At 69.6% G+C, this 22,723-nt stretch carries 20 protein-coding genes; 12 read left to right on the forward strand and 8 right to left on the reverse strand.

Annotated features, from left to right (window positions below; all coding sequences use genetic code 11):
• Positions 1–38: 38 nt before the first annotated feature.
• Positions 39–707 (reverse strand): ACT domain-containing protein, encoded by a 669-nt coding sequence (locus nbrcactino_RS12060; RefSeq protein WP_161927806.1) that lies wholly within the window; start codon positions 705–707, stop codon positions 39–41.
• 109 nt (positions 708–816) lie between these two features.
• Here nbrcactino_RS12060 and gatC point away from each other — a divergent pair, with 109 nt between their 5' ends.
• From gatC to gatB, 6 genes are all read left to right on the forward strand, one after another.
• Positions 817–1,113, forward strand: a complete 297-nt coding sequence (gene gatC, locus nbrcactino_RS12065) for an Asp-tRNA(Asn)/Glu-tRNA(Gln) amidotransferase subunit GatC (protein ID WP_161927807.1) — start codon at positions 817–819, stop codon at positions 1,111–1,113.
• The gene (gatA, locus tag nbrcactino_RS12070) at positions 1,114–2,604 is read left to right on the forward strand and encodes an Asp-tRNA(Asn)/Glu-tRNA(Gln) amidotransferase subunit GatA (protein WP_161927808.1); all 1,491 of its coding nucleotides are present in this window, start codon (positions 1,114–1,116) and stop codon (positions 2,602–2,604) included.
• A 98-nt stretch (positions 2,605–2,702) separates the two neighbouring features.
• Positions 2,703–3,707: an IS481 family transposase gene (locus nbrcactino_RS12075; RefSeq protein ID WP_161927195.1), complete on the forward strand. Its 1,005-nt coding sequence runs from the start codon at positions 2,703–2,705 to the stop codon at positions 3,705–3,707.
• Positions 3,708–3,757: 50 nt separating this feature from the next.
• A complete protein-coding gene (locus nbrcactino_RS12080; protein WP_161928021.1) occupies positions 3,758–4,576 on the forward strand; it encodes an LLM class F420-dependent oxidoreductase in 819 nt (272 codons plus the stop codon).
• A 98-nt stretch (positions 4,577–4,674) separates the two neighbouring features.
• Positions 4,675–5,709, forward strand: coding sequence for an ATP-dependent 6-phosphofructokinase (locus nbrcactino_RS12085; protein WP_161927809.1), 1,035 nt, complete (start codon positions 4,675–4,677; stop codon positions 5,707–5,709).
• 31 nt (positions 5,710–5,740) lie between these two features.
• Positions 5,741–7,243: an Asp-tRNA(Asn)/Glu-tRNA(Gln) amidotransferase subunit GatB gene (gene gatB / locus nbrcactino_RS12090; protein WP_161927810.1), complete on the forward strand. Its 1,503-nt coding sequence runs from the start codon at positions 5,741–5,743 to the stop codon at positions 7,241–7,243.
• 92 nt (positions 7,244–7,335) lie between these two features.
• Here gatB and nbrcactino_RS12095 read toward each other — a convergent pair whose 3' ends face one another.
• A complete protein-coding gene (locus tag nbrcactino_RS12095) occupies positions 7,336–8,535 on the reverse strand; it encodes a PQQ-dependent sugar dehydrogenase (RefSeq protein ID WP_161927811.1) in 1,200 nt (399 codons plus the stop codon).
• Between the two features lie 153 nt (positions 8,536–8,688).
• Here nbrcactino_RS12095 and nbrcactino_RS12100 point away from each other — a divergent pair, with 153 nt between their 5' ends.
• Complete coding sequence (locus tag nbrcactino_RS12100) at positions 8,689–9,906, forward strand: DoxX family protein (RefSeq protein ID WP_161927812.1); 1,218 nt, start codon at positions 8,689–8,691, stop codon at positions 9,904–9,906.
• Between the two features lie 27 nt (positions 9,907–9,933).
• Here the strand turns inward: nbrcactino_RS12100 and ilvD are convergent, their stop codons facing one another.
• From ilvD to nbrcactino_RS12115, 3 genes are all read right to left on the reverse strand, one after another.
• A complete protein-coding gene (gene ilvD, locus nbrcactino_RS12105) occupies positions 9,934–11,778 on the reverse strand; it encodes a dihydroxy-acid dehydratase (RefSeq protein ID WP_161927813.1) in 1,845 nt (614 codons plus the stop codon).
• Positions 11,779–11,905: 127 nt separating this feature from the next.
• Positions 11,906–13,246, reverse strand: coding sequence for a magnesium transporter (gene mgtE, locus nbrcactino_RS12110; RefSeq protein WP_161927814.1), 1,341 nt, complete (start codon positions 13,244–13,246; stop codon positions 11,906–11,908).
• Positions 13,247–13,268: 22 nt separating this feature from the next.
• Entirely contained in the window at positions 13,269–13,736 is a 468-nt protein-coding gene (locus tag nbrcactino_RS12115; RefSeq protein WP_228460848.1) for a PH domain-containing protein, read from the reverse strand.
• A gap of 266 nt (positions 13,737–14,002) precedes the next feature.
• On the opposite strand from nbrcactino_RS12115, the gene nbrcactino_RS12120 reads away from it, so the two are divergent.
• The 3 genes from nbrcactino_RS12120 (at position 14,003) to ilvC (ending at position 17,533) form a co-directional block, all read left to right on the forward strand.
• The gene (locus tag nbrcactino_RS12120; RefSeq protein ID WP_161927815.1) at positions 14,003–15,943 is read left to right on the forward strand and encodes an acetolactate synthase large subunit; all 1,941 of its coding nucleotides are present in this window, start codon (positions 14,003–14,005) and stop codon (positions 15,941–15,943) included.
• The gene (gene ilvN, locus nbrcactino_RS12125; protein ID WP_161927816.1) at positions 15,940–16,440 is read left to right on the forward strand and encodes an acetolactate synthase small subunit; all 501 of its coding nucleotides are present in this window, start codon (positions 15,940–15,942) and stop codon (positions 16,438–16,440) included. The genes nbrcactino_RS12120 and ilvN overlap by 4 nt, the downstream gene beginning before the upstream one ends.
• Positions 16,441–16,531: 91 nt before the next feature.
• A complete protein-coding gene (gene ilvC, locus nbrcactino_RS12130) occupies positions 16,532–17,533 on the forward strand; it encodes a ketol-acid reductoisomerase (RefSeq protein WP_186343386.1) in 1,002 nt (333 codons plus the stop codon).
• 240 nt (positions 17,534–17,773) lie between these two features.
• Here the strand turns inward: ilvC and nbrcactino_RS12135 are convergent, their stop codons facing one another.
• Complete coding sequence (locus nbrcactino_RS12135; RefSeq protein ID WP_161927818.1) at positions 17,774–18,433, reverse strand: chymotrypsin family serine protease; 660 nt, start codon at positions 18,431–18,433, stop codon at positions 17,774–17,776.
• Positions 18,434–18,756: 323 nt separating this feature from the next.
• Here nbrcactino_RS12135 and serA point away from each other — a divergent pair, with 323 nt between their 5' ends.
• Entirely contained in the window at positions 18,757–20,352 is a 1,596-nt protein-coding gene (serA, locus tag nbrcactino_RS12140; RefSeq protein WP_161927819.1) for a phosphoglycerate dehydrogenase, read from the forward strand.
• Complete coding sequence (locus nbrcactino_RS12145; protein WP_161927820.1) at positions 20,349–21,395, forward strand: 3-isopropylmalate dehydrogenase; 1,047 nt, start codon at positions 20,349–20,351, stop codon at positions 21,393–21,395. Before serA ends, nbrcactino_RS12145 begins: the two co-directional genes overlap by 4 nt.
• On the opposite strand, the gene nbrcactino_RS12150 is transcribed toward nbrcactino_RS12145, so the two are convergent.
• Both nbrcactino_RS12150 and nbrcactino_RS12155 read right to left on the reverse strand, forming a co-directional pair.
• A complete protein-coding gene (locus nbrcactino_RS12150; protein WP_161927821.1) occupies positions 21,392–22,372 on the reverse strand; it encodes a DUF1648 domain-containing protein in 981 nt (326 codons plus the stop codon). The genes nbrcactino_RS12145 and nbrcactino_RS12150 overlap by 4 nt on opposite strands.
• Positions 22,369–22,722 carry a GntR family transcriptional regulator gene (locus nbrcactino_RS12155; protein WP_161927822.1) on the reverse strand — a complete coding sequence of 118 codons (354 nt, stop codon included), beginning with the start codon at positions 22,720–22,722 and terminating at the stop codon, positions 22,369–22,371. The genes nbrcactino_RS12150 and nbrcactino_RS12155 overlap by 4 nt, the downstream gene beginning before the upstream one ends.
• Between the last annotated feature and the right edge of the window lies 1 nt (position 22,723).

The raw sequence follows: 22,723 nt of genomic DNA on the forward strand, positions 1-22,723 counted from the left end.
GTCGTCGCCGGCGCCCGCCGCCTGATCGGCGAGGCGGGTCAGGTTGTCGGGTGGCCGATGCTCCCGATGATCCCGATCAGGTAGCCCAGGCGGGCCACCTCGGCGGGGCGGAAGTCGGGGCCGCCGACGCGGCCGAGCAGCAGGGCGCGGTTGGTCCCGTCGAGGGGCGCCGCGACGAGCCGGGTGTCGGAGTCGCGCCACGACTGCGGGATGCCGTTCTCACCGGGGTCGACGACGGCGGCCGCGGAGAGTGGCAGCCATTCGGCGGCGGCCAGAGGGGTCTCCGGCGTCCCCGAACTGCCGCAAACGGTGAGCGTGGTACCCGAGTCGGTGCGGGCGACGACGCTGGCCCACGAGGCGCGCAGCACGGCCGGGGCGTCGTCGACGAGGGTCTGCAGGCGGTTGCCGCGGGCGGTCGCCACGTGGTCGACGAGCTCGAGTTCCCGGTGGGTGTCGAGCACCCCGGCGTAGGGGCGCACCGAGTCGACGTGGGCGCCGGACTGGGCGGCGGCGGTGATCAGGGTGTCCGGGAGCGCGCCGATCGGCAGCTCGACGACGATGTCGTCGACGGCCCAGCCGCTGCCGCGCTCGACGACCTCCAGCGAGATGATGTCGGCCCCCACGCCGCCGAGGGCCATGGCGAGCTGGCCGAGGCTACCGGGGCGGTCGTCGATGGTTACGCGAAGCAGGTACGACATTGGACCCATTTTTCCACCAGCGGTCTCATCCGTCGCGGCGAGGGCTGGCTGCCGACACGGCGCACAACGCCAGCAACTAGGGTGGTGGGGAGGTTTCCCGGCTCGAAAGGACGAGGAATTGGCTGCCATCTCCCGTGACGAGGTCGCGCACTTGGCGCGGCTGTCGCGGCTCGCGCTGACCGACGACGAGCTCGACCACTATGCGACCCAGTTGGATTCGATCCTGACCCACGTCGCATCGATCACCGACGTCGCCGCCGACGACGTGCCGCCGACCGCGCACCCGGCGCAGTTGGACAACGTGCTGCGCGACGACGTGGTGACCCCCGGGTTGACCCGTGACGAGGCGCTGTCGGGCGCCCCGGCAGTCGAGCAGGACCGGTTCGCCGTTCCGCAGATCTTGGGGGAAGAGTAAGTGGCCCAGCAGTACACCGCCGCCGACGGCGAGATCCTGAACGCGACCGCTGCCCGGCTCGGCGAGCAGATCGCCGCCCGCGAGGTCTCCTCCGTCGAGGTGACACGCGCCTTCTTGGACCGGATCGCCGCGGTCGACGACACGATCGGTGCCTACCTGCACGTCGGCGCCGATGCGGCGATCGCCGCCGCGGAGCGGGCCGACGCCGCGGTGGCCGCCGGGGAGGCGGCGTCTCCGCTGACCGGTGTGCCGATCGCGCTCAAGGACGTGTTCACGACCGTCGACGCACCGACGACGTGTGGCTCGAAGATCCTCGAGGGTTGGGTGCCGCCGTATGACGCGGCGGTGACCGAGAAGCTGCGCGCCGCCGGTCTGCCGATCCTCGGCAAGACCAACATGGACGAGTTCGCCATGGGCAGCTCGACGGAGAACTCGGCCTACCAGGTCACCCGCAACCCGTGGGACACCGACCGGATCCCCGGTGGTTCGGGTGGCGGCAGCGCGGCGGCGCTCGCGTCGCTCTCCGCGCCGCTGGCCATCGGTACCGACACCGGCGGCTCGATCCGCCAGCCCGCCGCGGTCACCGCGACCGTCGGGGTGAAGCCGACCTACGGCACCGTCTCGCGTTACGGCCTGGTGGCCTGCGCCTCGTCGCTGGACCAGGGCGGCCCGTGTGGTCGCACGGTGCTCGACACCGCGCTGCTGCACGAGGTCATCGCCGGGCACGACCCGCGCGACTCGACGTCGATCGACGCCCCCGTCGGCGACCTCGTCGCGGCGGCCAAGACCGGTGCGGCCGGCGACCTGTCCGGCGTGCGCATCGGCGTCGTCAAGGAGCTGTCCGGCGAGGGCTACCAGCCGGGGGTGCTCGCCTCTTTCGAGGCGGCGGTCAAGGAACTGACCGACCGCGGTGCGACCGTCGTCGAGGTCACCTGCCCGCACTTCACCTATGCGCTGGGTGCCTACTACCTGATCCTGCCGTCGGAGGTGTCGAGCAACCTCGCCCGGTTCGACGCGATGCGGTACGGCCTGCGCGTCGGCGACGACGGCAGCCACAGCGCCGACGAGGTGATGGCGTTGACCCGCGAGGCCGGATTCGGCCCGGAGGTCAAGCGCCGCATCATGATTGGCACCTACGCGCTCTCGGCGGGCTATTACGACGCTTATTACGGCCAGGCGCAGAAGGTGCGGACGTTGATCGCCCGCGACTTCGCGGCAGCCTTCGAGACCGTCGACGTCCTCGTCTCGCCGGTCACCCCCACCACGGCCTTCAAGCTGGGGGAGAAGGTCGACGACCCGCTGGCCATGTACCTGTTCGACCTGTGCACGCTGCCGGTGAACCTGGCCGGCGTGGCCGCGATGTCGGTGCCGTCGGGGCTGTCCGACGGTCTTCCGGTGGGCCTGCAGATCATGGCTCCCGCGCTCGCCGACGACCGGCTCTACCGGGTCGGCGCCGCCTACGAGGCGGCGCGCGGGCCGATCGCGCCCTAGATGTACTTCCCCGACACGTTGTGAACATCTGAGGTGAGGCGAAGACCTCCGGGCAGGATGTGGGTTACCACAACCACCATCTAGCCACGGAGGTCTTCGTGACTCACGCTAACGCACCTTTGACGCCCGAGGGGCGTCGACGTCTTGCTTCACTCGTGGTGGACCAGGGCTGGTCACTGCGGCGCGCTGCCGAACGGTTCCAGTGTTCACCGGCCACAGCCAAGCGGTGGGCCGACCGCTACCGCGCCGGCCAGGTGCTGACCGACCGCAGTTCCCGGCCCACACGTTCACCGGCCCGGCTGCCCCGCCGCACCGAGCGCCGGATCATCAACCTGCGCTGCACCCGCCGGTGGGGCCCGCATCGGATCGCCTATCACCTGGGTATCCCGCGTTCGACGGTCGGCCGGGTCCTCGACCGCTATCAGATGCCGCTGCTGGCCAATATCGACCAGGCCACCGGACTGCCGGTACGCAGACCGAAACCGAAACGGTACGAGGTCGGCCGGCCCGGCCAGCTCGTGCACGTCGACATCAAGAAACAAGGCCGAATCCCCGACGGCGGCGGCTGGCGTGTGCATGGTCGCGGATCAGCCGCCGACCGTACCGCCGGTGTGGCCCGCGACCGGGCAGCACGCTCGGGAGCACCGGGCTCGCGTGGTTACCGCTACCTGCACCACGCCGTCGATGACCACTCCCGGGTGGCGTACTCGGAGATCCTTGATGACGAACGCAAGGAGACCGCGGCCGGCTTCTGGCGGCGGGCGAACGCGTTCTTCGCCGAGCACGGTGTGAGGGTGACCGCAGTGATGACCGACAACGGCTCCTGCTACCGCTCAACGATGTTCGCCGAAGCACTGGCCGACGCCGGGATCAAACACAAGAAGACCAAGCCCTACCGGCCACAGACGAACGGGAAGGTCGAACGCTTCAACCGGACCCTGGCCGCCGAATGGGCCTACGCGAAACCCTATGCCAGCGAAGCCGAACGAGAAGCCGCCTACACCGCATGGCTCCACCACTACAATCACCACCGACCCCACACCGGGATCGGCGGCCAAGTCCCCTCAGACCGCGTACACAACCTCACGGGGAAGTACACCTAGAACAGGCCGCGCCGGGAAGGATCGGCGTGAGTGTCGTGTTGGACACGAGCATGACGGTGAAACTCGGCAAACTCGGAATTTGGCGGCACCATTCGCAGGTCGACGGCGACTTCGCGGCCAAGGCGGAGGAGCTCGGCTACTCGGCGATCTGGCTGGGCGGGTCGCCGGGCGGGGACCTGGCGGTGGTCGACGAATTGCTGGCAGCGACCCGGTCGCTGGTGGTGGCCACGGGCATCGTGAACATCTGGACCGACGGCCCGGGCGGGATCGCCGCCGCGCACCACCGGATCACCGACCGGTTCGACAACCGTTTCCTGCTCGGCGTCGGCGCGGGACACCGCGAGGCGACCGCGGAGTACCGCAAGCCCTTCGAGGCCCTGGTCGACTATCTCGACGGTTTGGCCGAGCACGGCGTTCCCGCGGAGGAAACGGTGCTGGCCGCACTCGGGCCGAAGGTGCTGGCGCTGGCCGCTGGGCGCACCGCCGGCGCGCACCCGTACCTGACCACTCCGGCGCACACGAAGGAAGCCCGCTCGCTGGTCGGAGACGCACTACTCGTCCCCGACCAGAAGGTGGTGCTCGACACCGACTCCGAGCGCGCGCGGGCCCTGGCCCGCAAGGGCAACGACTTCTACCTCGGGTTGACCAACTACCGGGCGAATCTGAAGCGGCTCGGCTTCACCGATGCCGACCTGGATGACGGTGGCACCGACCGGCTGTGGGATGCGCTGGTGCCGCACGGCGACGGAGACGTCGTCGCGGCGGCGGTGCAAGCCCATCTGACGGCCGGCGCCGACCAGGTGGCGGTGCAGGTGGTCGGGCGCGATCCGTGGCCGGCGTTGACGGCGATCGCGCAACGCCTGGCGTAGCGGCTCGTCTGCCACCGCCGGCGGCGGGGAGTGGCAGGCGGCGTCGGCGCGTTCCGGCTAGATTTGGGATCACCCCGAATCCAGAGGAGGAACCGTCCATGGCCCGTTACGGCATCCTGACGTCCGGGGGCGACTGTCCCGGCCTGAACGCGGTCATCCGCGGCATCGTGTTGGACAGCGACTCCGGTCACGCTGATTTCGACTACGTCGGGTTCCGCGACGGCTTTTGGGGGCTGGTCTACGGCGAGACCATCACGCTGGACCGCCAGGCGGTCCGCGGTATCTCGAAGGAGGGTGGCACGATCCTGGGCACCAGCCGGTTCGGGCCGTACACCGAGCCCGACGGCGGGCCGGAGAACATCAAGAAGACCCTCGAGCGCATCGGCGTCGACGGTGTCATCGCGATCGGCGGCGACGGGACGATGGCGGCCGCGGCGCGCCTCTTCGGCGACGGCATCCCCACCGTCGGCGTGCCCAAGACCATCGACAACGACCTCGCCGCCACCGACTACACCTTCGGCTTCAACACCGCCGTCGAGATCGCGACCGAGGCCGTCGACCGGCTGCGCACCACCGGCAACTCGCACAAGCGCTGCATGGTGCTCGAGGTGATGGGGCGCCATGCCGGGTGGATCGCGCTCTACTCCGGGATGGCCGGCGGGGCACACGCCATCCTGATCCCCGAGTCCCCGGAGTCGCTGGACCAGGTGTGTGACTGGGTGACCAGCGTCCGCGACCGCGGCCGTGCGCCGATGGTCGTGGTGGCCGAGGGGTTCACCTTCCCGGACATGGAGGAGGCGCACTCGCACAAGGGACTCGACGGATTCAACCGGCCGAGGCTGGGCGGGATCGGGGAGATCCTCGCTCCGCTCATCGAGGAGAAGACCGGGATCGAGACCCGTGCGACGGTGCTCGGCCACATCCAGCGCGGTGGCGTGCCGAGCGCCTGGGACCGGGTGCTGGGCACCCGCTTCGGCTTCGGTGTCCCCGAACTGATCGCCGACGGTGGTTGGGGGCAGATGCTCGCGCTGCGGGGGACCGACATCGTCCGGGTGCCCTTCGCCGAGGCGGTCGGCCACACGAAGAACGTCCCGTTGGACCTCTACGGCGAGGCTCGGGCAGCCTTCGGCTGAGCCGCCGAGCCGACTAGATAGGATTGGACGCATGACTGCGCCTGCGACCGAGCTGATGGAGTTCGACGACGTCATCGCCGAATACGACCCGGTACTGGGGATGGAGGTGCACGTCGAACTCGGCACCGCGACGAAGATGTTCTGCGGCTGCCCGACGGCCTTCGGGGCCGAACCGAACACGCAGGTGTGCCCCGTCTGCATCGGCCTGCCCGGCTCGCTGCCGGTGGCGAATGCGGCGGCGATCGAGTCGGCCATCCGGATCGGGTTGGCGCTCAACTGTTCCATCCGCCCGTCGAGCGTGTTCGCGCGGAAGAACTACTTCTACCCCGACCAGCCGAAGAACTACCAGATCAGCCAGTACGACGAGCCGATCGCCTTCGACGGCTACCTCGACGTGCAGCTCGCCGACGGGACCACCTGGCGGGTCGACATCGAGCGCGCCCACATGGAGGAGGACACCGGCAAGTCGCTGCACATCGGCGGGACCGGGCGTATCCACGGTGCCAGCCATTCGCTGCTCGACTACAACCGTGCCGGCGTGCCGCTGGTCGAGATCGTCACCCGGCCGATCACCGGTGCGGGGGAGCGGGCGCCGGAGGTGGCGCGCGCCTACGTGACCGCCCTGCGCGACCTGCTCAAGGCGCTCGAGGTGTCCGACGTGCGCATGGACCAGGGTTCACTGCGCTGCGACGCCAATGTCTCGCTGATGCCCAAGGACGCGGCCGAGTTCGGCACGCGCACCGAGACGAAGAACGTGAACTCCCTCAAAAGCGTCGAGATCGCGGTCCGCTACGAGATGTGCCGCCAGGGTGCCGTTCTGCGCGAGGGCGGCGAGGTCATCCAGGAGACCCGACACTTCCACGAAGGCGACGGTTCCACCTCGGCGGGGCGCCGCAAGGAGACGGCCGAGGACTACCGGTACTTCCCCGAGCCCGACCTGCCCCCGGTGAGCCCGGACGCGGCATGGATCGAACAGTTGCGCACGACGCTGCCCGAGCTGCCGTGGGTGCGCCGCGCGCGGATTCAGCAGGAGTGGGGGGTGTCCGACGAGGTCATGCGCGACCTGGTCAACGTGGGCGCGGTGGACCTCATCATCGCCACCGCCGACGCGGGCGCCTCGCCCGAGGCCGCGCGCAGCTGGTGGGTTTCCTTCCTCGCCCAGCAGGCCAACAGCCGCTCGATCGAGCTCGCCGAACTGCCGATCACCCCGCCGCAGGTGGCCCGGGTCGTCGCACTCGTCGACGAGGGCAAGCTCACCAACAAGTTGGCCCAGCAGGTCGTCGTCGGCGTGCTCGACGGCGAGGGGGAGCCCGACGAGGTCGTCGCGGCCCGCGGGCTGGAGGTCGTGCGCGACGACTCGGCGCTGCAGACCGCCGTCGACGAGGCACTCGCGGCCAACCCGGACATCGTGGAGAAGATCCGCGGCGGCAAGGTGGCCGCGGCGGGCAAGATCGTCGGCGACGTCATGAAGGCCACCCGCGGGCAGGCCGATCCCGCCCGGGTCAAAGAACTCGTGCTGGCCGCCTGCCAGTAGCCGAAACGCTGCTGAAAAAGTCCCCCTGGTGACGATTCGAGGGAGTAATTCCCTCGACCGCTGACCAGGGGGACTTTTTCAGTCGGGACGACTCACATCCGGCTTTCGGCGCCCCCGCCGCCGGCCTGGACGACGAAGCGCACGACGCGCTCGTCCTGGGAGACGACCTTGGGGCCGTACTGTTTGTTGACCGTCGCGAACTGGACCACCCCGTTGCCGACGGCGGTCATCCGGCCGATCGCGCCGTAGCGCTTCTCCAGCACCGTGACCGGCTTGTCCACCGACGGCTTCTCCGGGGTGGGCTCCTGCAGGGTCTCGATCCGCTGCGTGCGGATGGTCGACACCGCGATCGTGCCCGCGGTCACCGCGCAGCCGCCGAGGCCCGGCTTGTCCGGCCAGGACCACACCGTGCGCAGCGACTTGCCCGACAGCTGGGCCAGGCGGTCGGCGTTGGAGGTGCCGTCCACCAGGAAGATGGAGTCGTTGGACGGGCACAGCGCCGGGTTCGACCCGACGCCCGAGGCGAGGATCTTCGGCCGGGGGTTGGCGCCGGAGGAGAAGCTCGTCACCAGCAGCACCTTGCCCGCCAGCGACGCCGGGTCGTTGGCCGCGGCCGGGTTCCCGGCGTCACCGGTGGCGACGACCAACTCGCCGCGCGACCGGAAGAACATCGACCCCAGGTTCCCGGTGCGCCCCTTGGGGATACCGGTGAGGATCGGCTTGGGGACGTCGCCCGCGGCGATGCGGACGATCCGGTTGTCGGTGGCGGTGGTGATGTAGGCGTAGATCAGCCGGTCTTCGCGATAGGTCGGCGACGGCGCGAAGTCGATGAGGCCACCGTCGCCGGAGGCGTCGACGCCGGGGATCGACTGGACGACCTTGTGCGGCGAGAACCGGCGTGCGGAGATGATCTTGCCGGTGGACCGCTCGGCGACGATGGTCGACTCGCCGGTGGCGTCGCCGGGCAGCAGGCTCGCCGTCGATTGCAGGCAGGTGGTGATCACATTGGGATCGGGATCGACACACGGTCCGGGCGGCGGTGACGGCAGCCCGGGGCGCGGTCGCGGCGGGGTCTTCGGCGGCCGCTTGACCTCGAAAGACTCATTGTTCTTGGAGAACGGTCCGGCGTTGCGCTCGGCGTCTTCCTTGCTGAAATCGGCACACCCGCTGAGGCCCACGGTGAGCAGGACCGCGACGACGGCGCCCAGCGCCAACCCGGCACGGCGCCCAGATCCCACGGCGCGGGCTCGGCGCCGAGGGCGTGCGGCGTCGACAGTGGAATCGGCGGACATGGTGACCAGCCTAGCGACTGCCGACCCGGTGCCGCCGACGACACCGGCGCGCGCGTCGGACAAACGGGCGACGGCGCCGGACCCGGGTCCGCGTCGGTGCGGCCCCGCCGCGTCTGCGATCCATTCCGCCGGCTTCGCGCTAGCGTGGGGGATATGGGTTCGCATCGAAACGACGACTCGGGCGGCGACGAGGCCGAACGCGACGACAAGCACCGCGTGGAACAGTCCCGGATTCCGGCGCCGCCCAGCGGCTACTCGCGCATCGACAGCCTCGACGACCTCGACGTGCCGTCGGATCGGAACCGACGACCGGCCACCGACGCCGAGACTGCCGAGGAGAACGGCGCCGGCGCGGAGCAGGGCGAGCAGTCGAACATCAAACCGGCGCCGACCCAGCGGCGCTCGCACCGCTGGAACCGCAAGCCCTCGATCACCGGGGAGACGCCGGTGACCGTCGACGACGACCCGGCGGCGGACCCCGTCGAAGCCCGGGAGCACCCACCGACGCCGGTGGCGGCGCTGATCGACGATCCGCTGCCCGAGACCGTTCCCACCGAGGCGGTGCGCGGTGCCGCGTCGACGGAGTCGATGAGCGGTGCCCAGGCGGAGCCCGAAGCCGACTCGGGGTCTGATCCCGACTCGGGGGCCACCGTCGCATTCGAGGAGCCCGCCACCCCGGTGGCGTTGGTGTCCGAGCCGGAGACGGTGCCGGTGCGCACCGGGGAGCCGTACGAGGTAGAGGCCGAGGCGCAGCGGAGCCGCCGCATCACCGACCTCGAGGACGAGGTCGAGGAGCTGACCCGCCAGAGCCGTCGCGGCACCCTCGACCTGGGACTTCTGGTGTTGCGCCTGGCCGTCGGCGCCTACCTCGCCGTCGACGGTGCCCGCCGCCTGTTCGGCTGGTTGGACGGACCGTCGCTCAACGGGTTCGAGACCGCGTTGCTGAACACGCCGAACCGCGCGATCGGTTTCGACGAGCAATCTGCCGGGGTGGTGGCGGTCGGCTGGTCGGTCACACAGATCGTCGTCGGAATCGTGCTGGTGTTCGGCTTCATCACGCCGGTGATCGCCGCATTGGGGCTGGCGGTGGCCTCCCTCGACCTGGTCTACCGGGTGACCCTGGCCGGGGGCGTCCACCTGTTCGCCGACGAGAAGGGCTCGGCGGCCTTCGAGGCCGCCCTGGTGGTCTTGCTCATCACCATCATCCTGTGCGGACCCGGGCGCTACTCGCTCGACGGCGCCCGCGGCTGGGCGCGTCGGCCCGGAATCGGGTCGGTGGCGATGATCATCGTCGGCATTGCCGTCGCGGTCGGCGTGTGGATGCTGTTCAACGGCACCAATCCGCTGACCTCGCCCGGGAACCCGGGCTAGGCGGATCGCCCCGGATCAGTCGACGGATCAGTCGACCTGGCGGACCGCACCCTTGTCGGCGGAGGTGGCCAGCTTCGCGTAGGCGCGCAGCGCCTTGCTGACCGGGCGCTGGCGGTCGCGCGGCTGCCACGGCGTATCCGAGGCCTCCATGGCGGCGCGGCGCTGGGCCAGCACCTCGTCGTCGACGAGGACCTTCAGCGTGCGGCTCTTGACGTCGATGAGGATTTCGTCGCCGTTCTCGACCAGGCCGATGGTGCCGCCGGCCGCCGCCTCCGGGGAGGCGTGCCCGATGACCAGGCCCGACGAGCCGCCGGAGAACCGGCCGTCGGTGACCAGCCCGCAGAACTTGCCCATCCCGGTGCCCTTCATGAAGGCCGTCGGGTGCAGCATCTCCTGCATGCCCGGGCCGCCGGCAGGGCCCTCGTAGCGGATGACCAGGACCTCGCCCTTCTGCAGCTCCTTCGACAGGATGGCGTGGACGGCGTCCTCCTGGCTCTCGACGACGCGCGCCGGTCCCTGGAAGTGCCACAGCGACTCGTCGACGCCGGCGGTCTTGAGGACTGCGCCGTTCTCGGCCAGGTTGCCGTGCAGGACGCACAGGCCGCCCTCGACGGTGTAGGCGTGTTCCTTGTCGCGGATGCAGCCGTCGGCGGCGTCGGTGTCCAGCGAATCCCACCGGTTCGACGTGGAGAACGGCTCGGTGGTGCGGACGCCGCCGGGTGCCGCGTGGAACAGCTCCAGGGCCTCTTCGGTCGCCGTGCCACCGCGGATGTCCCAGTCGGCCAGGTATTCCTTGAGCGACGGGGCGTGGACCGGCGCGACGTTCTGGTTCAACAGGCCCGCGCGGTTCAGCTCACCGAGGATCGCGGGGATGCCGCCGGCCCGGTGGACGTGCTCCATGTAGTACTTCGGCGAGTTGGGCGCGACCTTGGCCAGGCACGGGACGTTGCGCGAGATGCGGTCGATGTCGTGCAGGTTGAAGTCCATCTCGGCCTCCTGGGCGGCGGCCAGGATGTGCAGGACGGTGTTGGTGGAACCACCCATGGCGACGTCGAGGGCCATCGCGTTCTCAAAAGCCTCGCGGCTGGCGACGTTGCGCGGCAGGACCGACTCGTCGTCGTCGCGGTAATAGCGGGTGGCGATGTCGACGATCAGTTCGCCGGCCCTGGTGAACAGGTTGCGGCGGGCGACCTGCGTGGCCAGCGTCGAGCCGTTGCCGGGCAGCGAGAGACCCAGCGCCTCGGTCAGACAGTTCATCGAGTTGGCGGTGAACATGCCCGAACACGAACCGCAGGTGGGACAGGCCGACCGCTCGACCTCGAGCAGCTCCTTGTCGTTGACGTTGCTGTCGGCCGACGCGGAGATCGCGTCGACCAAGTCCAGGCCGGGGTGGACGACGCCGTTGACGACCACCGAGGTGCCGGCCTCCATCGGGCCGCCGGAGACGAAGACGGTCGGGATGTTGAGCCGCAGCGCGGCGTTGAGCATGCCGGGGGTGATCTTGTCGCAGTTGGAGATGCAGACCAGCGCGTCGGCGGTGTGCGCGTTGACCATGTACTCGACGGAGTCGGCGATGATCTCGCGGCTGGGCAGCGAATACAGCATGCCGCCGTGGCCCATGGCGATCCCGTCGTCGACGGCGATCGTGTGGAACTCGCGCGCGATGCCGCCGGCTTCCTTCACCGCGTCGGCGACGATCTCGCCGACGTTCTTGAGGTGGACGTGGCCGGGGACGAACTGGGTGTAGGAGTTCGCGATGGCGACGATCGGCTTGCCGAAATCGTCGTCGGTCATACCGGTCGCGCGCCAGAGGGCGCGCGCTCCGGCAGCCTCTCGGCCGACGGTGGTGGTGCGTGACCGGAGGGGTGGCATGGGATCCTCGCTCGGAGTCGACGGGGCGCTCAGCATCGGGCTGGTGAGCTGCGCGCACATGGAAAGCTACTGGTCATATTCTACGCCGCGGGGGCCAGCGATTATTCCCCAGCCGGGCGGCCCGGCCTCAGATGCCCAGGACGGCCTTGGCGATGGTGAAGTAGATGACGAGCCCGGTCGCGTCGCAGAACGTGCTGATGAACGGGGTGGAGAAGACGGCCGGGTCCACCTTGATGGCGCGCGCAGCCAACGGCATCACCCCGCCGACCGTGGCGGCGACGGCGCAGACCGAGACGATCGTCAGGCCGATCACGGTCCCGATGCCGCGGTCGTAGGCCAGGCCCGCGACGCCGAACCCGACGAGACCGAGGGCGGCCCCCATGGTGAGGCCGACGCGGACCTCCTTGAACGCCACGCGGGCGACGTCGGTGCCGGTCACCTCCTCGGTGGCGATGGCGCGGGTGACCGTGGTCGCCGCCTGGGAGCCGGTGTTGCCGCCGATGCCGGTCAGCAGCGGGATGAACAGGGCCAGTGCCACCTTTTGCTCGAGGGTCCCCTCGAAGACTTCCAGGACGTTGACCGTCAGGATGGCGGACACGGCGAGGACGAACAGCCACACGACGCGCGCCCGGGTGATGGCGAGGATCGACGACTGCAAATACGGCGTCCGCAGCGGTTCGCGGGCGCCGGCGCGGGCCTCGTCCTCGTCGCGCGCCGCCTCGACGACCTCGGCGGCGTCGTCGAGCGTCAGGATCCCGATCAGCCGACCCTCGTGGTCGACCACCGGCATGGCCAGCACGCCGCGGTCCACGCACCGGCGGGCCGCCGATTCGGCATCCTCGTCGGCACGGGCGAAGATCGGCGGGTTGGCGTGGTCGGCGACCGGCTCGTCGGGATCGGCCAGCAGGATCTCGCGCAGCCCGACCACGCCGACCAGCCGGCGTTGGTGGTCGGTGACCGGGATGGCGTAGATCGTTTCGGCGTCGCGGCCGCGGCGTTTGACCCGCTCGACCGCGGTGCCGCAGCGCTCGTCGTCGAAGACGTGGATGTACTCCGGGCTCATCCGCCGTCCGACCGAGCCGCGCGGGAAGCCCAACACCACCGCGGTCGCCTCGCGTTCGGCGGGGGACAGGTTGCGGATCAGCTGCTTGGCGATCTTCGCGGGGAGTTCGTCGAGTAGTTCGGCGCGGTCGTCGGGGTCGAGGTGGTCGAAGGCCTCGGCGACGTCGGCGGTGCCCAGCGTCGAAACGAGGTCGGCCTGCGCGTCGGGGTCGAGGTGGTCGAAGACGCGGACCGCCCGGTCCTTGGGCAGCACCCGGAAGGCGATGGTGCGCGTCTTGCGGTCCAGGGCGTCGAGGACCGCGGCGGCGTCTTGGGCCGGCAGGGCGGCCAGTTCGGCGCCGGCGTCGGCGAGATGACCCCTCTCGATCGCCTGCTGCACGTTCTTGGCGGTGGCGGCGGTCTGCATCGCGACCCTTCCGTGGCTGGGGTCAGTCGTCGAGCGACCGGGCGGCGCGTTCGGCGGCGAAGGGGTCGGGCACGCGGCCGCCGCTGCGCTCGGCAATGGCCGGCAGGTCGTGGAAGCCGACCGCGGGCAACGGGATCCGGTCACCGGAGGTGGTCACCGCGCGGACCGCCGACCACTTGGGGAACTGCAGACCCGCGACGTCGGACCAGGCGATCCGGTCGGTGCGGAAGGTGCGGTAGGCGGTCAGCCCGTCGTCGTCGACGGCGGTGCGCAGCCGGCGGATCCACAGGACCAGCACGATCGGGGCGAGGAGCGTCCACCCGAGGTAGCGGATGTCGACCCCGGCGAAGACGAGTGCGATGACCAGGACGCCGATGGCGGCGAGGTAGGCGATGCCGGACAGGCGGAGAACCAGCGGCTCGGCCGGGGTCTCGACGCGCGGGTCAGCAGGAGGATAGATGGGGAGGTCGGGGGAATCGGGGGCAGCCACGAACCCATTGTGTCATCACGCCGCACGGGGCCCCGTCCGGCCGGGTTGCCGCCGGGCGGTTTGACTAGCCGTATTGCGCAGTCCTAATGTTGTCTTCGTGATCACCAACGGCATTCTCGTAGTACTCGGTCGGCGCGTCGCCTGACCGGTCACTTCGTAGACCCCCGTCACGATCGACGCGCCCCTCGCACAGCCCATCGCTGTCGAGGGTTTTTTATTGCCCATACCCCGTCAACGAAGACCCGGCCCAAGAAGGAAGCACGCTCGTGAGCGCTCCGACAGCAGATGCCACCGGTTCCGACTCGGCGCAGACGTTTGACACGTTGCGCACGAAGTCGCCCGCCGGCGGTACGTTGCGAACCTCCCCATCCAGAACCGTCGCCCCCGAACGGGTCAGCGGCGCCCAGTCGGTCGTCCGCTCCCTGGAGGAACTCGGCGTCGACGTGGTGTTCGGCATCCCGGGTGGCGCGATCCTTCCCGCCTACGATCCGCTGCTGGACTCCGAGAAGGTCCGCCACGTCCTGGTCCGCCACGAGCAGGGTGCCGGCCACGCCGCCACCGGCTATGCCCAGATCGCCGGCCGTGCCGGGGTCATGATGGCGACCTCCGGGCCCGGTGCGACCAACCTGGTCACCCCGCTGGCCGACGCGCAGATGGACTCGGTCCCGGTGGTCGCGATCACCGGCCAGGTCGGGCGGGGCCTGATCGGCACCGACGCCTTCCAAGAGGCCGACATCTCCGGCATCACCATGCCGATCACGAAGCACAACTTCCTGGTCAGCAACGCCGCCGACATTCCCAAGGTGATGGCCGAGGCGTTCTACCTCGCCGAGAGCGGCCGCCCCGGCGCGGTCCTCGTCGACATCCCCAAGGACATCCTGCAGGCGCAGACGACCTTCTCGTGGCCGCCGCAGCTGGACCTGCCCGGCTACCGCCCGGTGGTCAAGCCCCACGGCAAGCAGGTCCGCGAAGCGGCCCGGATGATCCTGGCGTCCACGTCGCCGGTGCTCTACGTCGGCGGTGGCGTGATCAAGGCCAACGCCGCGCCGCAGCTGATGGAGCTCGCCGAGCTGACCGGAATCCCCGTCGTCACCACGCTGATGGCCCGCGGCGCGTTCCCCGACGGGCACCGGCAGCACATCGGCATGCCCGGCATGCACGGCAAGGTCTCGGCCGTCGCCGGCCTGCAGCGCAGCGATCTGCTGATCACCCTGGGAGCACGCTTCGACGACCGGGTGACCGGCCAGTTGGACTCCTTCGCGCCCGACGCCAAGGTCATCCACGCCGATATCGACCCGGCCGAGATCGGAAAGAACCGTCACGCCGACGTGCCGATCGTCGGGGATTGCCAGGCCGTCATCGGCGACCTGATCGAGGCGCTGCGCGCCGAGCTGGCCACCGGGGCGAAGCTGCCCGAGATGACCGAGTGGTGGGCCTACCTCGACAATCTGCGCGACACCTTCCCGCTCAGCTACGACAAGCAGTCCGACGGTTCACTCTCGCCCGAGTTCGTCATCGAGGAGCTGGGCAAGGCCGCCGGGCCGGACGCCGCCTATGTCGCCGGCGTCGGCCAGCACCAGATGTGGGCGGCCCAGTTCATCTCCTACGAGAACCCGCGCACCTGGCTCAATTCGGGTGGGCTGGGCACCATGGGCTACTCGATCCCGGCCGCCATGGGGGCCAAGATGGCCGATCCCGAGCTCGAGGTCTGGGCCATCGACGGCGACGGCTGCTTCCAGATGACCAACCAGGAGCTGGCCACCTGTGCGATCGAGGGCATCCCGATCAAGGTGGCGCTGATCAACAACGGCAACCTGGGCATGGTGCGCCAGTGGCAGACGTTGTTCTACGACCAGCGCTACTCCAGCACCGACCTGGCCACCCACTCGCGCCGGATCCCGGATTTCGTGAAGCTGGCCGAGGCGTTGGGGTGCGTCGCCTTCCGCGTCGAGCGCGAGGAGGACGTCGCCGAGACGATCGCCAAGGCGCGCGAGATCAACGACCGTCCGGTGCTGATCGACTTCATCGTCGGCGCCGATGCGCAGGTGTGGCCGATGGTCGCCGCCGGTACCGGCAACGACGAGATCATGGCGGCCCGCGACATCCGGCCGTTGTTCGACGACGACGAGGCGGCCTCCGAGCCGGCTGTGATCCACGAAGTGATGGCGGCCGGCGAGAGCGCCGACGCGACGGAGGAGGACAAGTGACCACGCATACGCTTTCGGTCTTGGTCGAGGACCGTCCGGGTGTTCTCGCCCGCGTGTCGGGATTGTTCTCCCGGCGCGGCTTCAACATCGCGTCGCTGGCCGTCGGCCCGACCGAGATCAAGGGCATGTCCCGGATGACGATCATGGTCGAGGTGGCAGACTTCCCCCTCGAGCAGGTGACCAAGCAGCTCAACAAGCTGGTCAACGTCATCAAGATCGTCGAGCAGGACCCGACCCAGTCGGTCAGCCGCGAGCTCGTGATGATCAAGGTCCGTGCCGATGCCGCCCAGCGCGGCGAAGTCTTGCAGATCGTCGATCTGTTCCGCGCCCACATCATCGACGTGGCGCCGGAGTCGGTGACCGTCGAGGCGACGGGCACGAATGAAAAACTGGATGCGCTCTTGCGGATGCTGGACCCGTATGGGATCCGCGAGATCGCGCAGTCCGGGGCCGTCACCCTCGGCCGCGGTCCGCGAAGCATGTCCACCAACCGGTAGCGCGTCCGCGCCACCTGAGACAATCGGAACCAACCAATCGGCCGGCGCCGCCGGCCACCACTCCTGAAGGGAACCAACTGTGGCAGTCGAGATGTTCTACGACGACGATGCCGACCTGTCGATCATCCAGGGCCGCAAGGTCGCGGTGATCGGCTACGGCAGCCAGGGGCATGCGCATTCGCTGTCGCTGCGCGACTCGGGCGTCGACGTCGCCATCGGCCTGCGCGAGGGCTCGGCGTCGCGCGCCAAGGCCGAGGAGCAGGGCCTCAAGGTCATGACCGCGGCGGAGGCGGCGGCCTGGGCCGACGTCATCATGCTGCTCGCGCCGGACACCAGCCAGGCCAAGATCTTCACCGAGGACATCGAGCCGAACCTCAAGGACGGCGACGCGCTGTTCTTCGGCCACGGCCTCAACATCCACTTCGAGCTGATCAAGGCCCCGGAGAACGTCACCGTGGCCATGGTCGCGCCGAAGGGCCCGGGCCACCTGGTCCGCCGCCAGTTCGTCGACGGCAAGGGTGTGCCCGCGCTGATCGCCGTGCACCAGGACCCGAAGGGGGAGGGCCAGGCCCTCGCGCTGTCGTACGCCAAGGGCATCGGCGGCACCCGGGCGGGCGTCATCAAGACCACGTTCAAGGAAGAGACCGAGACCGACTTGTTCGGTGAGCAGGCCGTGCTCTGCGGTGGTACCGAGGAACTGGTCAAGACCGGCTTCGAGGTCATGGTCGAGGCCGGGTACGCCCCGGAGATGGCCTACTTCGAGGTTCTCCACGAGCTGAAGCTGATCGTCGACCTCATGTACGAGGGCGGCATCGCGCGGATGAACTACTCGGTCTCCGACACCGCCGAGTTCGGCGGCTACCTCTCCGGCCCGCGCGTCATCGACGCCGGCACCAAGGAGCGGATGAAGGAGATCCTGGCCGACATCCAGTCCGGCGAGTTCACCCGCCGCCTCGTTGCCAACGTCGAGAACGGCAACAAGGAGCTGGAGGAGCTGCGCAAGCAGAACGCCGAGCACCCCATCGAGGTCACCGGTAAGAAGCTGCGCGACCTGATGAGCTGGGTCGACCGCCCGATCACCGAGACCGCCTAGGTCTCAACTCGAGCCCGCTCGACGGAGCCCGCACCGGAATTCCGGTGCGGGCTCCCGCTTTTCGCCGACTGGGCCCTCAGTTCCGTCGACTGGGCCCTCAATTCCGTCGACTGGGCCCTCAATTCCGTCGACTGGGCCCTCGAATCCGTCGACTGGGCCCTGTTTCTCGTCGAGTGGACACCCCAACAAAGACGAACCCCGCACCGAGGTGCGGGGTTCGTGGTGCCGGGCGGTGCTCGGTCAGATGAGGCGGAAGCCGCCGTACTGGGTGCGAGCGATCCGGTTCATGATCGGGCCGATGTTGGTGCCGGTCTCCGGGCCGATGCAGGCGGTGAAGTAGTAGGCGTTGACCATGCCGACGAGCCGGCTGCCGACGGTCACCGGTGCGCCCGAGTCGCCCTCGATGACGCACATCTGGGAGAAGTGCGACTTGTTGTCGGAGGCCCATGCGACGCCACAGGTCTGGCCGGTGGTGCGGCCGGTCTTGCACATGATCGTCGGGAACTGGACCGGGCGCGGGTCGATCTGGGTGATGGTCAAGCCGCGGTTGGTGCGGCGCGGGCCGACGTTGCCGTTGAACTCGATGATGGCCATGTCCAGGTCGGCGGCGGAGTAGGTGATCGTGCCGATCTGGCCGCGGTTCTGGAACACCTCGGAGTAGACCCGCTGGCTGGGCGTTCCGCAGTGTCCGGCGGTGATACCGATCAACTTGTTTCCGTTACGGGAACGGCCGATGGCGGTCAGCGTGCACGCCGCTGCCGACGAGCCGCCCTTGAGGACCAAGATGCCCGACCCGGCGCCCACCGGGACTTGCGGGGCGGCCAACGCTGCGCTGCTCCCCAGTCCGCCGAGCACAAGCGCGGCCATGACCGCAAAAACGGCGGTCAGCTTCCGTGTCATCAAATAACTCCAGTTCGTTGGTCCCGTGACTTGGTATTTCCCCGGCGCCGCCCTTTCAGGCGGCCTGCCCACGATACCCGGGTTTGCCGGTTGGCGGCGGAATCCGTGCGGGTCTGGAGAATCCTACCGTGGCTGCCGGTGCGGATCCGGTCACGGTTCACATTTGCGATAGCGCAGTGCGCGCCGTCACATCCTAGCGGGGTGTGGCCGACCGGGGTGCAACCGGGCAGACGGCGGCCACTAAACTTGTCGGGGTACCGGGCGCCACCTGCCCGGATATCCGATAAACCGAAACCGTTCGTAATCGCCGTCAGGAGACACCCGTGACCGCAGCTGGCCGTCCAGTTGTCCTTATTGCCGACAAGTTGGCCCCTTCGACCGTCGAGGCGCTCGGCGATGAAGTCGAGGTGCGGTGGGTCGACGGCCCGGATCGGCCCAAGCTTCTCGAGGCCGTCGGTGAAGCCGATGCCCTGCTGGTGCGCTCGGCCACGACGGTCGACGCCGAGGTCCTCGCCGCGGCACCCAACCTGAAGATCGTCGCCCGCGCAGGCGTCGGGCTCGACAATGTCGACGTCCCGGCCGCGACCGAGCGCGGGGTGATGGTGGTCAACGCCCCGACGTCGAACATCCACTCCGCGGCCGAGCACGCGATCGCCCTGCTGATGGCCACCGCCCGGCAGGTACCCGCCGCCGACGCCACCCTCAAGGAGCACACCTGGAAGCGCTCGTCGTTCTCCGGTGTCGAGCTCTTCGACAAAACCGTCGGCGTGGTCGGCCTCGGCCGCATCGGCCAGTTGGTCGCCGCGCGACTGGGCGCCTTCGAGACCAAGATCATCGCGTACGACCCCTACGTGTCCGCGGCCCGCGCCGCGCAGCTGGGCATTGAACTCGTCACGCTCGACGAGCTGCTGGAACGGGCGGACTTCATTACCGTCCACCTGCCCAAGACGCCGGAGACGGCCGGACTGATCGGTGCCGACCAGCTGGCCAAGACCCGGAAGGGCGTCATCATCATCAACGCCGCGCGCGGCGGGCTGATCGACGAGCAAGCCCTGGCCGACGCCATCACCTCCGGCCAGGTCCGCGGCGCCGGCCTGGACGTCTTCAACAGCGAGCCGTGCACCGATTCGCCGCTGTTCGAGCTGGATCAGGTTGTCGTGACCCCGCACCTGGGCGCATCGACCGCCGAGGCGCAGGACCGTGCCGGCACCGACGTCGCCAAGAGCGTCCGCCTCGCCCTGGCTGGACAGTTCGTGCCCGACGCGGTGAACATCACCGGCGGCGCCGTCGACGACGAGGTCGCGCCGTGGCTCGAACTCACCCGCAAGCTCGGCGTCATGGTGGGCGCCATCAGCGCCGACGTGCCGGCGACGGTCACCGTCGACGTCCGCGGCGAGCTGGCCGCGAACAGTGTCGACGTCTTGGGCCTCTCTGCTTTGCGCGGGGTGTTCTCGGCGACGACCGATGAGCCGGTCACCTTCGTCAACGCGCCGTCGGTGGCACAGACCCGCGGGGTGACCAGCGAGGTCACCCGCGCGACCGAGAGCCCGAACCACCGCAGCGTCGTCGACGTGCGGGCGGTGTTCCCGGACGGCTCGACCCACAACGTCGCCGGCACCCTGTCGGGCCCGCGCGAGGTGGAGAAGATCGTCAACATCAACGGCCGCAACTTCGACCTGCGCGCCGAGGGCCACAACCTGGTCCTCAGCTACGCCGACAAGCCGGGCTCGCTGGGCAAGATCGCGACCGCCCTGGGCGAGGAGGGCGTGGACATCCAGGCCGCAGCCCTGTCGCAGGACGCGAGCGGGGAAGGCGCGACGGTCATGCTGCGCGTCGATCGCGAGCTGTCCGACGAGCTCGTCGGCAAGATCGGCAAGTCGGTCGAGGCAAACCTGGTCAAGCAGGTGGATCTGTCGTGAAACTCGCGGTCATCCCCGGTGACGGGATCGGTCCCGAGGTCGTCGCCCAGGCGCTGCGGATCCTCGAGAAGCTCGACCCCGACCTGAGCACCACCGAGTACGACTTCGGTGCCCGCCGCTACCACGCGACCGGGGAGCTGCTCACCGACGCGGATCTGGCCTCGCTGCGCGAGCACGACGCCATCCTGCTGGGTGCGATCGGTGACCCGAGCGTGCCGTCGGGAGTGTTGGAGCGCGGCTTCCTGCTGAAGCTGCGGTTCGCCATGGACCACCATGTCAACCTGCGGCCGTCGGTGCTGCTGGCCGGGGTGTCGTCGCCGTTGGCCGGCGCCGGGAGCGGAGCGAGCGGGCCGAATCAACCCGGCGATCCGTCGATCGACTTCGTCGTCGTGCGCGAGGGCACCGAGGGGCCGTACACCGGCAACGGCGGTGCGATCCGGGTCGGGACCCCGCACGAGGTGGCGACCGAGGTGAGCGTCAACACGCGATTCGGCATCGAGCGCGTCGTCCGGGATGCGTTCGCCCGGGCGCAGGCCCGCGGCAAGAAGCTGACCCTGGTGCACAAGACCAACGTGCTCACCTTTGCCGGCTCGATGTGGCAGCGCACCGTCGACGAGGTCGGGGCGGAGTTCCCCGACGTCGTTACTGACTACTGCCACGTCGATGCGGCGATGATCTACCTGGTGACCGATCCGTCGCGGTTTGACGTCATCGTGACCGACAACCTGTTCGGCGACATCGTCACCGACTTGGCGGCCGCGGTCACCGGCGGTATCGGTTTGGCCGCATCGGGCAATATCGATGCCACCGGTGCCAATCCGTCGATGTTCGAGCCGGTGCACGGCAGCGCGCCCGACATCGCCGGCCAGGGCAAGGCGGATCCGACCGCGGCGATCCTCTCGGCGGCGCTGTTGCTGCGCCACCTCGGCCGCGAGGCCGACGCGGTGCGCGTCGAGCAGGCGGTGGCCGCCGACGTCGCCGAGCGCGGCGACGGGCCGGTCAACACCGTCGAGGTGGGCGACCGGATCCTGGCACGCGTCTAACCCGCGCGGCAGACAGCATTCACCAGGCCCGCGGCGGTCGCGGCATCGTCGACGACGACGACTTCGCGGCCGCCGTCGCGCTTGACGAGTAACAGGGCGGTCCCGGAGCGCAGGACGAATCCCTTGCTTCCGCTGAGCCGGCCGCCGATGCCGATGCGGTAGCCGTAGCCGCCGTAGTCGCGCAGGGCGCTGACCTGGACGACTTCGGCGCGCTCGATATCGTTGAGCGAGATGGTGATTCGCGGCCAACCCACGGCGGAGCGGATCGACACCGCGGTCCGGGTGATGGTCACGCGCACCGACCACATCACCGCGACGAGGGCCAGCGTGAAGGCGGCCGCCGCGAGCGGCAGCCAACTGTGGGTCGCCCAGGCGACCGCGCCCAAGGGAAGCATGGCGACCACGGCCAGTGCGGCCACCGGCGCCGAGGACGTTGCGCGCCGGGTCCAGACGAACCTCTCCTCCGGACCCAGCTGCGCCACCGGTTCGTCTCCGTCGACGGCGGGGAGCGCATCGCGCCAGCGGGGGACCAGTCGTGCGGCACCGAGGCCCAGGGCGGCCCCGACTGCGATGGCGACAAGAATCGACCACGGGGTGAAGGTGGCCTTCGTGGCGTCGGCCAGTCCGCGTTGCCCCTCGACCAGCAGGACCATCAGCGTGACGATTCCGCCCGCCATGCCGGTGGCGAAGCCGACGAGCCATTGGGCCGCGGCGCGCGGGAGGTCGGACAGCAACAGTGCGGCCCCGACGCCGGCGCACACCGCGGCGACGATCAACGGCTGGGCGATCACCCACGGTGTCGAGGTGAAACCGTTCGGTCCGGAGGTGCCGAAGTGGGTGGCGATCGGGTCGGGGAGGCCGTGGCGCCAGGACGCGATCAGGATCGAGCCGAGGGTGCCGATGCCGAGGCAGAGGCCGACGACTGTGGTGATCAGGCGGATTCTCGGCATCGTCGTGCGGGTCGGGTCGGCGCTCATGGGGCGCTCCTTTCGGTGAGGGTGGTGATCAGGGCATCGATGCTCACCCCGTGCCGACGCGCGACCTCGAGTAGTCGGTCGATGGCGGTGGTGAGCTCGGCGGTCGTCGGTGCGTTCTGGGCGATGACGGCGCCGCGGCCGCGGCGCAGTTCGATGACGCCTTCGTCGCGCAGGATCTGATACGCGCGCAAGACGGTGTGCATGTTGATGTCGAGCAGTGCGGCGACCTCGCGCGCGGTGGGCAGTCGGTCACCCGGGGCCACCTCGCCGCGGGCGACGGCGCCGCGCACCGACGCCGCCACCTGCTCGTAGAGCGCGGTGCGGTCGGCGGGGTCGATCCGAATCAGCATG

The sequence above is a fragment of the Gordonia crocea genome, from assembly GCF_009932435.1.
Lineage (GTDB): Bacteria > Actinomycetota > Actinomycetes > Mycobacteriales > Mycobacteriaceae > Gordonia > Gordonia crocea.